Below are 14,259 nucleotides of genomic sequence, written 5' to 3'. Positions count from 1 at the left end.
CCCTCGCCGGGCCAGGATCCGCTCTCACCAGGCCCGGGTCGGTCCTCACCGGGTTAGCGTCCGTCCTCGCCGGGCCGCGCGGCGCCCGCCCGGCCGAGCCGGTCCGCGCGGACGGCCAGCCGGGACGGCAGCACCGCCTCCACCCGGAAGCCGCCGTCCGCCTCCGGCCCGGAGGAGAAGGTGCCGCCCAGCGCGATCACCCGCTCCCGCATCCCGACCAGCCCGTTGCCCCCGCTGGGCAGTTGCGCCGCCCCCCGCTCCCCGCCCGGGCAGGCGTTCACCACACTGACCCGCACCCCGTTTGGCGCGTACGCCAGCAGCACCGACACCTGCGCCCCGCCCGCGTGCTTGTGGGCGTTGGTCAGCCCCTCCTGGACGACCCGGTAGGCGGTCTGCTCGGCCTCGCCGGTGAACTCCTGCCGGCTGCCGCTGACGGTCAGTGTCACGGCCATCCCGGCCGCCCGGGACTGGTCGACCAGCCGGGGCAGCCCGGCCAGCGAGTCCGGCTCCTGGGGCCGCTCGTCGTCCATCCGCAGCACGCCGAGGATCTCGCGCAGCTCGTTCAGCGCCTGCCGGCCCACCTCGCCCATCAGCCTGGCGCTCTGCGCGGCCTTCTCCGGGTCCTTGACGGCTATTCGCTCCAGCGCCCCGGCGTGCACCACCATCAGCGAGACCCGGTGGGCGACCACGTCGTGCATCTCCCGGGCGATCCGGGTGCGCTCCTCCAACCGGGCCCGGCGGGCGCGCTCCTGGGCCTGCTCGGCCAGCAGGTCCAGTTCGGTCTCCAGGCCGTGCGCACGGTCCTTGAGCGACTCGATCAGCCGCCGCCGCGCCCCCACGTACAGTCCGGTCACCACCGGGGCGACGGTCAGTCCGACCGCGACCAGCAGCGACAGCACGACCAGGCCCCACAGCGGAGTCCGCTCCGCCGCCACCGAGTCGTCCGGGGTCATCACCTGGAACGCCATCACGGCGCCGGCCTCGGCGAAGGCCAGTCCGGACAGCGCCACCACCCGGCGGCGCCGGGAGGGCCACTCCCAGGTCTCCGCCAGCGTGTACAGCGACACCACCAGCAGCAGCACGCCCAGCATCGCGGGCAGCACCAGCAGGGTCGCCACCACCGGCACGGCCGGCCACCGCCGGCGCACCACCAGCGAACCGCCGGCCAGCGTGCCGAGCAGGGCGATCCCGACCGCGCCGAGGGCGCTCACGTGCATCCGGGCGGAGAAGAAGGCGATCGTGCTGGCCGAGCACTCGATCGCGGCGAGCAGCGCCAGCCCGATGTCGAGGAGGGCGCTGCGCCGCCGCTTCCACCACCAGAACGACCGGACCGGCACGCGCTCCCCAGGCGACTTGCTCATGCGTGACAGATTAAGCCGTGTCCGACTGCTTGAGCCGCAACCCCTCCCCTTCCCCACCCGGATTGCCCGGTACACCCCCGACCCCCCTCAAGTGGTCCAGACCACAGGTGGTTCTCGGCAGCCCTGTCCGCCATCCGGCCACCTCGCGGACAGCGACCGCCCCGACACCTATGCTGGTCGCGTCGGACAGCGCGGTCCGCACGCGTCACACCCGCCACACTGCGCGTGGACCTGTGACGATGAGCCGTTGCCGAACCCCACCACCAGAGGGAGCCAGCCGTGACCGCTCCGGTCCCCACCCCGGCGGACAGCCCCACCGCCATCGCCGACAATGCCGCCCTGCGCGCGGACATCCGCCGCCTCGGCGACCTGCTCGGCGAGACGCTGGTCCGCCAGGAGGGCCCCCAGCTGTTGGGCCTGGTCGAACAGGTCCGCCTGCTCAGCCGCACCGACGGCGAGGCCACCGCCGAACTCCTCTCCGACATCGACCTGGACACGGCCGCCAAGCTGGTCCGCGCCTTCTCCACCTACTTCCACCTCGCCAACGTCACCGAGCAGGTGCACCGCGGCCGGGAGTTCGCCACCCGCCGCGCCCGCGAGGGCTCGCTGCTGGCCCAGACCGCCGACCAGCTCACCGAGGCCGACCCCAAGCACCTCCAGGACACCCTGGCCCACCTCGCGGTCCGCCCGGTCTTCACCGCCCACCCCACCGAGGCCGCCCGCCGCAGCGTACTCAACAAGCTGCGCCGGATCGGCGAACTCCTCGACCGGATCCACCGCGAGGAGCTCAGCAACGGCCTGGCCGCCGCCGACCCGGCCCGCACCAGCAGCGCCAAGCGCTCCGCCGACCGCCGCCTCGCCGAGGTCATCGACCTGCTCTGGCAGACCGACGAACTGCGCATCGCCCGCCCCGAGCCCACCGACGAGGCCCGCAACGCCGTCTACTACCTGGACGAGCTCTACCGCGAGGCCGTCCCCGAGGTGCTGGAGGAGCTGCACGAGGAACTCGCCCGGGTCGGCCTGAGCGTGCCCGACGGCGTGCGCCCGCTCACCTTCGGCACCTGGATCGGCGGCGACCGCGACGGCAACCCCAACGTCACCCCGCAGGTCACCTGGGACGTCCTCAACCTCCAGCACGAGTACGGCATCCAGGACGCCCTCGCCGCGATCGACGACCTGCGCAACACCCTCTCCACCTCCGAGCGGCTGGCCGGCGCCTCGGTCGAACTGCTCGCCTCGCTCAACACCGACCTGCACCGGCTCCCCGAACTCAGCCCCCGCTACAAGCGGATGAACGCCGAGGAGCCCTACCGCCTCAAGGCCACCTGCATCCGGCTCAAGCTGGAGAACACCCGCGAGCGCCTGGCCGGCGGCACCCCGCACGTCGACGGCCGCGACTACCTCGGCACCCGCGAACTCGTCGCCGACCTGCGGCTGATCCAGGAGTCGCTGCGCGCCCACCGCGGCGAGCTGATCGCCGACGGCCGGCTGGCCCGCGCCATCCGCACCATCGAGGCCTTCGGCCTCCAGCTCGCCACCATGGACGTCCGCGAGCACGCCGAGGCCCACCACCACGCCCTCGGCCAGCTCTTCGACCGGCTCGGCGAGGAGGCCTGGCGCTACGCCGACATGCCCCGCGAGTACCGGCAGAAGCTGCTCGCCAAGGAGCTCCGCTCGCGCCGCCCGCTGGCCCCCACCCCGGCCCCGCTGGACGAGGCCGGCACCAAGACCCTCGGCGTCTTCAACACCATCCGCCAGGGCTTCGAGCGCTTCGGCGACGAGATCGTCGAGAGCTACATCATCTCGATGTGCCAGGGCGCCGACGACGTCTTCGCCGCCACCGTGCTGGCCCGCGAGGCCGGCCTGATCGACCTGCACGCCGGGATCGCCAAGATCGGCATCGTGCCGCTGCTGGAGACCACCGACGAACTCCAGCAGGCCGACCGCATCCTCGACGAGATGCTCTCCGACCCCTCCTACCGGCTGCTCGTCTCGCTGCGCGGCGACGTCCAGGAGGTCATGCTCGGCTACTCCGACTCCTCCAAGTTCGGCGGCATCACCACCTCCCAGTGGGAGATCCACCGCGCCCAGCGCCGACTGCGCGACGTCGCCCACCGCTACGGCATCCGGCTGCGCCTCTTCCACGGCCGCGGCGGCACCGTCGGCCGCGGCGGCGGCCCCTCCCACGAGGCCATCCTGGCCCAGCCCTGGGGCACCCTGGAGGGCGAGATCAAGGTCACCGAGCAGGGCGAGGTCATCTCCGACAAGTACCTGCTCCCCTCCCTCGCCCGGGAGAACCTGGAGCTGACCCTCTCCGCCACCCTCGCCGCCTCCGCGCTGCACACCGCCCCGCGCCAGGCCCCCGAGGAACTGGCCCGCTGGGACGCCGCGATGGACCGGGTCTCCGAGGCCGCCCACACCTCCTACCGCGCCCTGGTCGACCAGGAGGACCTGCCGAAGTACTTCTTCGCCTCCACCCCGGTCGACCAGCTCGCCTCGCTGCACCTGGGCTCCCGCCCGTCCCGGCGCCCCGACTCCGGCGCCGGTCTGGACGGCCTGCGGGCCATCCCGTGGGTGTTCGGCTGGACCCAGTCCCGCCAGATCGTCCCCGGCTGGTACGGCGTCGGCTCCGGCCTCGCCGCCGCCCGCGCGGCCGGCCTCGGCGACGTGCTGGACGAGATGTACGGCCAGTGGCACTTCTTCCGCAACTTCCTGTCCAACGTCGCCATGACGCTGGCCAAGACCGACCTGCGGATCGCCCGGCACTACGTCGAGCAGCTGGTGCCCGGCGAGCTGCGGCACGTCTTCGACCAGATCGTCGCCGAGCACGACCTCACCCTGCGCGAGGTGCTGCGGCTCACCGGCGAGAACGAACTGCTGGAGCACAACCCGGTGTTGAAGCAGACCTTCACCGTCCGGGACGCCTACCTCGACCCGATCTCCTACCTCCAGGTCGCGCTGCTGCGCCGCCAGCGCGAGGAGGTCGCGAGCGGTCGCCCGGAGGACCCGCTGCGCGCCCGCGCGCTGCTGCTGACCGTGAACGGCATCGCGGCCGGCCTGCGCAACACCGGCTGACGGCGGGCCGAACGCGACGCAGGGGCCCCTGCCGTCCCCCCGGACGGGCAGGGGCCCCTGCCGTCCCGCCGGTGGCGCGCGCTACGGCGGCAGAACGCAGGAGGGGCCGGCGCCCACTCCCGTGGACACCGGCCCCTCACCGCACGTTCCTACTCCGCGGGCTCGCCCGCGCGCCGGCGCTTGAGCCACAGGGCGGCTCCGCCGGACGCGACCACCAGGCCGCCGCCGACCGCCAGCAGCCCCGCGTCAGGGCCGACCGACTCGCCCAGCACCGGACCGAGCTGCGCCGCCGCGGGCTCCGGCGTGACCGCCGGATCGGGCTCGGCCACCGGATCGGCGTGCGCCACCGCGCCGCTGGACAGCAGCATCCCGGCCGCCCCCAGGGCACCGGCGGTGCCGAGCCGTCGTCCGAACTGCTTGAGCCGGACCACCCGGAGCCGCCGAAGTCGGCGGACCGGACGCAATCTCCGCATCGAGAACTCCCCAGGACCCGTTCGCGTACCAGGGCGACGCTATCCGATCCCGCACAGGGTTCTCACATGGATTCAGGTTTACCGGGCAAGCGTTGTACGACTGTTGTGTACCCGGCACACCGTGCCCATGACGTCACGTCAGGCCCCGCCCGGTTCAGGAGTTGTACGTGCCCTGCGCCCGCTCCAGCCCCTCGGACAGCAGCGCCTCCACCGCGTCGGCCGAGCGGTCCACGAACCACTCCAGCTCCTTGCGCTCGGTCGAGGAGAAGTCCTTCAACACGAAGTCGGCGACCTCCATCCGGCCCGGCGGCCGGCCGATCCCGCAGCGCACCCGGTGGTAGTCCGGGCCCAGCGACTTGGTGATCGACTTCAGCCCGTTGTGGCCGTTGTCCCCGCCGCCGAGCTTGAGCCGCAGCGCCGCGTAGTCGATGTCCAGCTCGTCGTGGACGGCGATCAGCGCCGAGGCGGGCACCTTGTAGAAGTCCCGCAGCGCCGTCACCGGCCCGCCGGAGAGGTTCATGAAGGACATCGGTTTGGCGAGCACCACCCGCTTGCCCGCCAACCGCCCCTCGGCCACCTGGGCCCGGCTCTTGTGCGCCTTGAACTTGGCGCCCATCCGCTGCGCCAGCAGGTCGACCACCATGAAACCGATGTTGTGCCGGTTCCGGGCGTACTGCTCGCCCGGGTTGCCCAGCCCCACCACGAGCCAGGGCCCGTCGTACTCCTCCGCCATGCCGCTCTCACTCCTCGTCTGCGCGCTCGTCGCCATCATCCCGGACACACCGCTGCCCCGGGCGCTCCTGCGGGAGCGACCGGGGCAGCGGCCTCAACTGGTGGTGCGAGGCTCAGGCCTCGGCGCCGGCCTCGGCGGCCTCGGCGTCGGCGTCGGCCTGCGAGGCCTGGGCGCCGATGACCTGCAGCACGACGGTGTCGGCCGTGACGGCCAGCGTGGTGCCCTTGGGCAGCTCGATGTCGCCGGCGGTGATCGAGGCACCGGCCTCCAGGCCCTCGACCGAGACGGTGACGGCCTCGGGCAGGTGGGTGGCCTCGGCCTCGACCGGCAGGGCCTGCAGGACGTGCTCCAGCAGGTTGCCGCCGGGGGCCAGCTCGCCCTCGGTGTGGACCGGGATCTCGACGGTGACCTTCTCGCCACGCTTGACCAGCAGCAGGTCGACGTGCTCGATGGTGCGCTTGATGGCCTCGCGCTGGACGGCCTTCGGCAGGACGTACTCGTCCTTGCCCTCGATCGGAACGACCAGCAGGGCGTTCGGGGTCTTGAGGGCCATCATCAGGTCGTGGCCGGGCAGGTTCAGGTGAACCGGGGCGTGGCCGTGGCCGTAGACGACACCGGGGACGAAGCCGGCGCGGCGGGCGCGACGGGCGGCACCCTTGCCGAACTCGGAACGGGTCTCAGCGGCAAGGCGGATCTCGGACACGACTGCACTCCTCGGAAGAATGGCGCGGGGGTGCAGGCAACGCGAAAAACCGCCGGGACCACACCCTCAGTACGTTCGGGGGTCACTCGGCGGCAACGACTTCTGCCGACGGACGGAATCCGCCACCGGCAGCGCGTCGATCACGGAGTCGGTGTCCGTCGAACGGGCACACGACATCCCTCGCCGAGCAGTTTCACGAGTCTAACCGCACCGGCCCGCTCCGGCGAAATCGGGCCCCTGGCGGCCGCCCCCCGCCGGAACCGGCGGCGGCCCCGGACCGAGGTGGTCCGGGGCCGCCTGCGCGGGGCTTCGTCAGTGCACGCCCTCGAAGAGGCTGGTGACCGAGCCCTCCTCGAAGACCTCGCGGATCGCGGCGGCGATCGACGGGGCGATGGACAGCGTGGTGATCTTGTCCAGCTGGAGCTCGGCCGGGGTGGGCAGCGTGTTGGTGAACACGAACTCGCTGACCCGCGAGTTCTTGAGCCGGTCCGCGGCCGGGCCGGAGAGCACGCCGTGGGTGGCGGCCACCACGACGTCCGCGGCGCCGTTCTCGAACAGCGCGTCGGCGGCGGCGCAGATCGTGCCGGCGGTGTCGATCATGTCGTCGACCAGGACGCAGACCCGGCCCTTGACGTCACCGACGACGTCGGCCGACAGGATGGTGTTGGCCTGGGTGGTGTCCCGGCGCTTGTGGATGATCGCCAGCGGGGCGTCCAGCCGGTCGCACCACTGGTCGGCCACCTTGACCCGGCCGGCGTCCGGCGAGACGACGGTCAGCTTGGAGCGGTCCACCTTCTCGCCGATGTAGTCGACCAGCAGCGGCAGCGCGAACAGGTGGTCCACCGGGCCGTCGAAGAAGCCCTGGATCTGCGCGGTGTGCAGGTCCACGGCCATCAGGCGGTCGGCGCCGGCCTGGCGCAGCAGGTCGGCGATCAGACGGGCCGAGATGGGCTCGCGGCCGAGGTGCTTCTTGTCCTGGCGGGCGTACCCGTAGAACGGCAGGATCGCGGTGATGCTCTTGGCGGAGGCCCGCTTGAGAGCGTCGATCATGATCAGCTGTTCCATGATCCACTGGTTGATGGGAGCCGCGTGGCTCTGCATCACGAAGCAGTCCGCGCCACGCGCCGACTCCAGGAAGCGGACGTAGATCTCGCCGTTGGCGAAGTCGAAGGCCTTGGTCGGGACCAGCTCGGTCCCCAGCGCTTCGGCAACCTCCTTCGCCAGCTCCGGGTGGGCACGGCCGGAGAAGAGCTTGAGCTTCTTCTCACCCGACGTCGTGATCCCGCTCACTGCACCGTCTCCTCGCGTTGCGGACGCTGAACCCCGGCCCCGAGGAGGGCAGGCGCAGCCCGCACTCACGAGGGGATCGGGGAATTGTCGGTACGCCTGGACACGGGCGGTAGGCCCAGTGGCGCACGTATGTCCCCCAGGTTACGCGCCCGCGGAGAAACCGTCCGCCCCGGGGACCGGCCGACCGGTCCCCGGCGGGCGCGTCAGGCCTCGGCAGCGCCGTCGGTCGCGGCCTGCGCGGCCTGCGCGGACACCGTGCCCGGGCGCTTGCGCTCCACCCAGCCCTCGATGTTGCGCTGCTGCGCGCGGTTCACGCCGAGTGCGCCGGGCGGGACGTCGGTGGTGATCACCGAGCCCGCGCCGGTGTAAGCGCCGTCACCGACGGTCACCGGGGCGATGAACATGTTGTCCGAGCCGGTGCGGCAGTGCGCCCCGATGACGGTGCGGTGCTTCTTGACCCCGTCGTAGTTCACGGTGACCGAGGCCGCGCCGACGTTGGTGCCCTCGCCGATCGTGGCGTCGCCGATGTAGGAGAGGTGCGGCACCTTGGCGCCCTCGCCCAGCTCGGAGTTCTTGATCTCGACGTAGGTGCCGACCTTCGCCTTGCGGGCCAGCTTCGCCCCCGGCCGCAGGTAGGCGTACGGGCCGGTGGAGGCCAGCTCGCCGATCTCGGCGCGGTCGGCCGTGGTGTTGCTCACACGGGCGCCGGCGCCGACCAGGGTGTCCCGGAGGGTGGAGTTCGGGCCCACCTCGCAGTCCTCGCCCAGGTGGGTCGCGCCCTGCAGCTGGGTGTTCGGCAGCACCACGGCGTCCGGCTCGTACGTCACCTGGACGTCCATCCAGGTGCTGGCCGGGTCGACCACGGTGACGCCCGCGCGCATCGCCCGCTCCAGCAGGCGGTCGTTCAGCAGCCGGCGGGCCTGCGCCAGCTGGACCCGGTCGTTGATGCCCAGGATGTCCCGGTGGTCCTCGGCGACCACGGCGCCGACTCGGTGCCCGGCCTCGCGCAGGATCGACAGGGTGTCGGTCAGGTACTCCTCGCCCTGCGAGTTGTCCGTGGTCAGCTCGGCCAGCGCCTCGGTGAGCAGCTTGGCGTCGAAGGCGAACACGCCCGAGTTGATCTCGGCGATGGCGCGCTGGGTGTCGGTGGCGTCCCGCTCCTCGACGATCGCGGCGACGGTGCCGTCCTCGTCCCGCAGGATCCGCCCGTAGCCGAAGGGCTCGGGGACGACGGCGGTCAGCACGGTGACGCCGTTCTGCTGGGCCTCGTGCGAGCGGGCCAGCCGGCGCAGGGTGTCCCCGGTGAGCAGCGGGGAGTCCCCGGCGGTGACGATCACGGTGCCGTCCAGCGTCACGCCGTCGGCGGCCAGCGACTCCAGCGCGGTGCGGACCGCGTGGCCGGTGCCGTTCTGCTGCTCCTGCACGACCGGGCGCACGGCCGGGTAGTGCGCCGCCAGGTGCTCCTCGACCTGCTCGCGCTGGTGGCCGACCACCACGACGAGCTGCCCCGGCATCAGTTCCCCGGCCGCCGACACCGCGTGACCCACCAGCGAGCGCCCGCACACCTCGTGCAGCACCTTGGGCACCTTGTTCGACTTCATCCGGGTCCCACCACCGGCGGCGAGCACGACAACGGCGGCAAGCGAATTGGCACCCATGCGGGGAGGCTCCTCATTAGGTTCAGAGAGGGCAGAGCAGGCCAGAACGCGGTCCGCACATGTGCTCTGGCAGTTCGAGGATAGTGCGGGGCGGCGAGCCGAAACGCCAGACGCCCGGCCCGCGCATGCCCGCCCGCGGCCGTACTCAGTGCTCCCGGAGGAGGATTCGAACCCCCATAAGCTGGACCAAAACCAGCTGTCCTGCCCTTAGACGATCCGGGACCGGAGCTCCGCCGCCGGAGGCCCGGCGACGCGCTGGGCCAAGACTACGGGGTAGCGCGCTTCACATCTACCACCAATGCCGACCCTCCTGGCCCGTCCGATCCGGGCACGGGAGGGGCCCGGGGTTCATCCATCCAGTCGGGTGAATTCACTCGAGCGCCGCGCGGCGATGTGTTCCCCTGGACACGGAGCGCAACCTACGATGCCGTAGGTTACGCCAACGTAGGTCCGCTCTGTCCCGTACCGGGACGCTGCGAAGGGACGCCCATGACCATCCAGGCCGACGAGGCGCGCGCGGGGGCCACCGCGCTCCCCGACCCCTCCCCCGACTCCCCCGACCCCTCCGCCGAGGCCGCGACCCGGCTGTCCGCCACCCGCGGCGGCGAGAAGCAGGGGGCCGCCGAGCGGATCGCGCTCGTGCTCTTCATCCTCGTGCCGTTCGCCGCGCTGGTCGCCGCCGTACCGGTGGCCTGGGGCTGGGGGCTCGGCTGGACCGACGTGGCGGTCACCGTCGCCATGTACTTCCTCACCTGTCACGGCATCACCGTCGGCTACCACCGCTACTTCACCCACGGCGCCTTCAAGGCCCCCCGCCCGATGCGGCTGGCCCTCGCCGTGGTCGGCAGCCTCGCCGTCGAGGGCCCGCTGGTGCGCTGGGTGGCCGACCACCGCAAGCACCACCGGTTCAGCGACAAGGACGGCGACCCGCACTCGCCGTGGCGCTACGGGGAGAGCGTCCCGGCCCTGATCAAGGGCCTGTGGTGGGCCCACATGGGCTGGATGTTCGACGAGGAGCAGACCCCGCAGCTCAAGTACGCCCCGGACCTGGTCCGCGACCCGGCGCTGCGGCGGATCTCCCGGCTGTTCTGGCTCTGGACCACCATCTCGCTGCTGCTGCCCGCGCTGGTCGGCGGGCTGGTGAGCCTGTCCTGGGAGGGCGCGCTGTCCGCGTTCTTCTGGGGCTCGCTGGTCCGGGTCGCCCTGCTGCACCACGTCACCTGGTCGATCAACTCGATCTGCCACGCCGTCGGGCGGCGCCCGTTCCGCTCCCGGGACCGCTCCGGCAACGTCTGGTGGCTCGCGGTGCTCTCCTGCGGCGAGTCCTGGCACAACCTGCACCACGCCGACCCGACCTCGGCCCGGCACGGCGTCCTGCGCGGACAGATCGACTCCTCGGCCCGGCTGATCCGCTGGTTCGAGCTGGCCGGCTGGGTCCGGGACGTCCGCTGGCCGGACGCGGAGCGGATCGCCGCCCGCCGCGCCGCATGAGGCGGCGCTTCCAGCATGATGTAGGGGTGAACGGGAGCAGCGCAGACAGCACAGGCGGTCACCACACCACGCGGACGGACGCGGCGCCCGGAACGGCGCCGGCCCGTCCGCGGGCCGCTGCGGCGCCGGGCGCGGCCTCCGACGGCGGCGGCGAACGGACCGCGGACGGCCCCGCCGACCGGTCCGCGGCCGCCCCGACCCCGCGCCGCCGGGGCGGGCGGGTCCGGATGACCGGCAAGCAGCGCCGGGAGCAACTGCTGGAGATCGGCCGGACGGTCTTCGCGGAGCGCGGCTACGACGGCACCTCGGTGGAGGAGATCGCCGAGCGCGCCGGGGTGTCGAAGCCCGTGGTGTACGAGCACTTCGGGGGCAAGGAGGGGCTCTACGCGGTGGTGGTGGACCGCGAGATGCAGCTGCTGCTGGACATGGTGACCGGGGCGCTGACCGGCGGGCACTCGCGCGAGCTGCTGGAACAGGCGGCGTTCGCGCTGATGGACTACATCGACACCTCGACGGACGGCTTCCGGATCCTGGTCCGGGACTCCCCGGTGGCCCAGTCGACCGGCACCTTCGCCTCGCTGATCAGCGACATCGCCACCCAGGTCGAGGACATCCTGGGCCTGGAGTTCAAGTCCCGGGGCTTCGACGCCCGGCTGGCCCCGATGTACTCGCAGATGCTGGTCGGGATGGTCGCACTGACCGGCCAGTGGTGGCTGGAGGTCCGCAAGCCGGACAAGGCCACGGTGGCGGCGCACCTGGTGAACCTGGCCTGGCACGGGCTGGAGGGCCTGGAGCGGCACCCTCGGCTGGTCGGCGACCGCCGGGGCTGACCGCCCTTCCGTCCGGCCGTCCGGCCGTCCGGCCGTCCGCCTTTCCGTCCGGACGCCGCACCGCGGGCCACCGGCTACCGCCTGACCCCGACCGCGAAGATCCGCCGGAACGGGAAGACCGTCCCGTACGGCCCGGCCGGGTAGGCCTCGCGCAGCAGCCGCCCGTACTCGGCGAGGAAGGCGGCCCGGTCGGCCGGGTCGGTCAGCCGGCCGAGGACGGGCCGCAGCGCGGTGCCCTTGACCCACTCCAGCACCGGGTCCGGTCCGGGCAGCAGGGTGCAGTAGGTGGTCTCCCAGACGTCGGCCGCGCAGCCGGCCCCGGCGAGGACGTCCAGGTAGCGCCCGGGCGGGTGGACACCGCCCCGGACGGCGTCGGGGCCGAGGGCGTCGCGCCAGCGGGCGCTGCGGCGCAGTTCGGCGAGCAGGGTGTGGCTGGGCGCCTCGAAGTTGCCGGGCACCTGGACGGCGACCACCCCGCCGGGCCCCAGGGCGGCCGCCCAGCGCGCCAGCACCGCGAGGTGGCCGTCCACCCACTGGAGGGTCGCGTTCGAGGCGATCAGGTCGGGCGCGGCCGGGGCCGGGTCGTAGTCGCGGGCGTCGGCGAGCAGGTAGTCGGCGGTGGGCTCGCCGTCGGTGCGGGCCGCCGCCAGCATCGGGGCGGAGTTGTCGAGGCCGGTGAGCCGGGCCTTCGGCCAGCGTTCGCGCAGGACGGCGGTGGAGTTGCCGGGGCCGCAGCCGATGTCGAGGACGGTCGGGGCGGGTTCGTTCGGCAGGGCGGGGACCCGGGCGAGCAGGTCACGCAGCGGGCGGGTGCGTTCGTCGGCGAAGCGCAGGTACTGCGCCGGGTCCCAGACGGGGCTGGTCATGGTTCACCTCGCAGGTATCTCGATATCAAGATATCTCCGAAAGCCTCGCTGGCACATTTCTCGATGTCAAGAGACTTCACATCGACACATCCACCGATACACTGATCGTCATGGAGGACGAGGTCGACAGGCTGGTCGCAGCGTGGCGCCGGGAGCGCCCCGACCTCGACGTGGAGCCGCTGGAGGTGCTCAGCCGGGTCAGCCGGCTCGCCCGCCACCTCGACCGCGCCCGCCGCACCGCCTTCGCCGAGCACGGGCTGGAGCCCTGGGAGTTCGACGTCCTGACCGCCCTGCGGCGGGCCGGCTCCCCGTACCAGCTCTCCCCCGGCCAGCTGCTCACCCAGACCCTGGTCACCTCCGGCACCATGACCAACCGGATCGACCGCCTCACCGGCAAGGGCCTGGTCAAGCGCCTGCCCGACCCCGACGACCGGCGCGGCGTGCTCGTCCGGCTCACCGACGACGGCCGCGACCGCGCCGACCAGGCCCTGGCCGGCCTGCTCGCCCACGAGCGCGAACTGCTGGCCCAGCTCAGCTCCGGCCAGCAGGGCGAACTCGCCGGGCTGCTGCGGCTGCTGGTCGCCCCGTTCGACAACATCCCGGGCTGAGCGGGCCGATCGGGCTGAGCGAGTTGAGCGGGCTGAGCGAGTTGAGCGGCCCCGACGGCGGCGCTACGGCGCCCGGCCGGCACCCGGCTACGGCGTGGAGGCGATCGACGGCGGCGCGGCCGGCTCCGCCGGACTGACCCCGGCCCGCCGGGCCACCGCGACGGCGGCCAGCGTGGAGTGCACCCCCAGCTTCCCCAGCACGTTCTGCATGTGGGTGCGGACGGTGTGCGGCGACAGGTACAGCCGCTCCGCCACCGCCTGCCGGCCCAGGCCCGCCACCATGCAGCGCAGGATCTGCTTCTCCCGCGGGGTCAGGGCGTCCACCAGCCGCTCGCTCTCGGTGCGGTCCCGCCGGGCCGTGGTGAGCTCGCGGATCACGCCGGTGAGCAGCGCCGGCGGCAGGTGGGTCTCGTCCCGCAGCACCCCCCGGACCACCGCGAGCAGCCGGGCCAGCGAACTCTCCTTCGCCACCCAGCCGGTGGCGCCCGCGTGCAGTGCCCGGGCGGCGCGGTGCGGGTCGTCCGCGGTGGCCAGCACCACCCCGCGCAGCCCCGGATGGGCCCGGCGGAGCCGGCCCAGCAGGGTGATGCCGTCCGGCGGCGGGGCCGTGGGCCGCAGCTGCTCGGCGCGGAGCTGGTCGGCGACGCGGAGCTGGTCCACAGGACGGAGCTGGTCGGCGGCGCGCAGCTGCTCGGCGGGGCGGGCGGCGGCGGTCGCCGGGGTGGGCGGGGCGAGCGGGGAGCCGCCCGGCCTGCGGGCGGCGGGCGCCCCCGGGGCCGGACGGCGCCGGGCCTCGTCGGCCGCCTCCGGACCGGGCCGGGCCCGGGCCGCCGGACCGCCCGCCTCGACCCCGAGGTCGGCGTCGATCAGCGCCACGTCGTAGGCCCGCCCCTCGGCCGCGGCCCGCTCCAGCGCGCGCTCGGCGGCGGCCGCGCTACCGGCCGCGCCCACCTCCACGTCGGGCTCGGCGGCGAGCGCCGCGGCCAGTGCCTCGGCGAAGATCCGGTGGTCGTCGACCACCAGGACCCGGATCCGCCCCATCGTCACTACCCCCTGCTCAGAGCGCCCGAGCCCGGGGACGGGGGCCGGTCCGGCGTCCGCGTTCCGGACCCGCCGTTCCGCCCGCCCACCGGTGGCCGGTGAAGCTGAAAGGGCGCCGGCCCCCACCGGT

General features: G+C 73.3%; 12 protein-coding genes and 1 tRNA gene. 4 read left to right on the top strand and 9 right to left on the bottom strand.

Features of this window, described 5'->3' with window-relative positions; genetic code table 11:
* Window positions 1-53: 53 nt before the first annotated feature.
* Window positions 54-1,361 (bottom strand): sensor histidine kinase, encoded by a 1,308-nt coding sequence (locus ACIQWA_RS27265; RefSeq protein WP_402486989.1) that lies wholly within the window; start codon window positions 1,359-1,361, stop codon window positions 54-56.
* 279 nt (window positions 1,362-1,640) lie between these two features.
* Here ACIQWA_RS27265 and ppc point away from each other — a divergent pair, with 279 nt between their 5' ends.
* Window positions 1,641-4,436, top strand: a complete 2,796-nt coding sequence (gene ppc / locus ACIQWA_RS27260) for a phosphoenolpyruvate carboxylase (protein WP_402486987.1) — start codon at window positions 1,641-1,643, stop codon at window positions 4,434-4,436.
* A gap of 149 nt (window positions 4,437-4,585) precedes the next feature.
* Here ppc and ACIQWA_RS27255 read toward each other — a convergent pair whose 3' ends face one another.
* The 6 genes from ACIQWA_RS27255 to ACIQWA_RS27230 all read right to left on the bottom strand — a co-directional run bounded on the left by ACIQWA_RS27255 (window position 4,586) and on the right by ACIQWA_RS27230 (window position 9,515).
* Window positions 4,586-4,909 (bottom strand): hypothetical protein, encoded by a 324-nt coding sequence (locus ACIQWA_RS27255; RefSeq protein ID WP_402486984.1) that lies wholly within the window; start codon window positions 4,907-4,909, stop codon window positions 4,586-4,588.
* 154 nt (window positions 4,910-5,063) lie between these two features.
* The gene (gene pth / locus ACIQWA_RS27250; protein WP_402486982.1) at window positions 5,064-5,642 is read right to left on the bottom strand and encodes an aminoacyl-tRNA hydrolase; all 579 of its coding nucleotides are present in this window, start codon (window positions 5,640-5,642) and stop codon (window positions 5,064-5,066) included.
* A 112-nt stretch (window positions 5,643-5,754) separates the two neighbouring features.
* Complete coding sequence (locus tag ACIQWA_RS27245) at window positions 5,755-6,345, bottom strand: 50S ribosomal protein L25/general stress protein Ctc (protein ID WP_402486979.1); 591 nt, start codon at window positions 6,343-6,345, stop codon at window positions 5,755-5,757.
* Between the two features lie 312 nt (window positions 6,346-6,657).
* On the bottom strand, window positions 6,658-7,635 hold the full coding sequence (locus tag ACIQWA_RS27240; protein ID WP_360231153.1) for a ribose-phosphate diphosphokinase: 978 nt from the start codon (window positions 7,633-7,635) through the stop codon (window positions 6,658-6,660).
* 203 nt (window positions 7,636-7,838) lie between these two features.
* Window positions 7,839-9,293 (bottom strand): bifunctional UDP-N-acetylglucosamine diphosphorylase/glucosamine-1-phosphate N-acetyltransferase GlmU, encoded by a 1,455-nt coding sequence (gene glmU / locus ACIQWA_RS27235; RefSeq protein WP_402486976.1) that lies wholly within the window; start codon window positions 9,291-9,293, stop codon window positions 7,839-7,841.
* A 151-nt stretch (window positions 9,294-9,444) separates the two neighbouring features.
* A tRNA-Gln gene (locus ACIQWA_RS27230) sits at window positions 9,445-9,515 on the bottom strand.
* Window positions 9,516-9,782: 267 nt separating this feature from the next.
* Here ACIQWA_RS27230 and ACIQWA_RS27225 point away from each other — a divergent pair.
* Together ACIQWA_RS27225 and ACIQWA_RS27220 are read left to right on the top strand one after the other, a co-directional pair.
* Window positions 9,783-10,784 (top strand): fatty acid desaturase, encoded by a 1,002-nt coding sequence (locus tag ACIQWA_RS27225; RefSeq protein WP_360231159.1) that lies wholly within the window; start codon window positions 9,783-9,785, stop codon window positions 10,782-10,784.
* A gap of 227 nt (window positions 10,785-11,011) precedes the next feature.
* Window positions 11,012-11,614, top strand: a complete 603-nt coding sequence (locus tag ACIQWA_RS27220) for a TetR/AcrR family transcriptional regulator (RefSeq protein WP_360259311.1) — start codon at window positions 11,012-11,014, stop codon at window positions 11,612-11,614.
* Window positions 11,615-11,688: 74 nt separating this feature from the next.
* On the opposite strand, the gene ACIQWA_RS27215 is transcribed toward ACIQWA_RS27220, so the two are convergent.
* The gene (locus ACIQWA_RS27215; protein WP_402486973.1) at window positions 11,689-12,480 is read right to left on the bottom strand and encodes a methyltransferase domain-containing protein; all 792 of its coding nucleotides are present in this window, start codon (window positions 12,478-12,480) and stop codon (window positions 11,689-11,691) included.
* A 110-nt stretch (window positions 12,481-12,590) separates the two neighbouring features.
* Here ACIQWA_RS27215 and ACIQWA_RS27210 point away from each other — a divergent pair, with 110 nt between their 5' ends.
* On the top strand, window positions 12,591-13,088 hold the full coding sequence (locus tag ACIQWA_RS27210) for a MarR family transcriptional regulator (protein WP_360231165.1): 498 nt from the start codon (window positions 12,591-12,593) through the stop codon (window positions 13,086-13,088).
* A gap of 87 nt (window positions 13,089-13,175) precedes the next feature.
* On the opposite strand, the gene ACIQWA_RS27205 is transcribed toward ACIQWA_RS27210, so the two are convergent.
* Window positions 13,176-14,129, bottom strand: coding sequence for a LuxR C-terminal-related transcriptional regulator (locus ACIQWA_RS27205; RefSeq protein ID WP_402486969.1), 954 nt, complete (start codon window positions 14,127-14,129; stop codon window positions 13,176-13,178).
* Window positions 14,130-14,259 lie beyond the last annotated feature (130 nt).

This window comes from Kitasatospora sp. NPDC098652 (assembly GCF_044760155.1).
GTDB lineage: Bacteria > Actinomycetota > Actinomycetes > Streptomycetales > Streptomycetaceae > Kitasatospora.
This window is presented reverse-complemented; position numbering and strand designations above follow the sequence as displayed.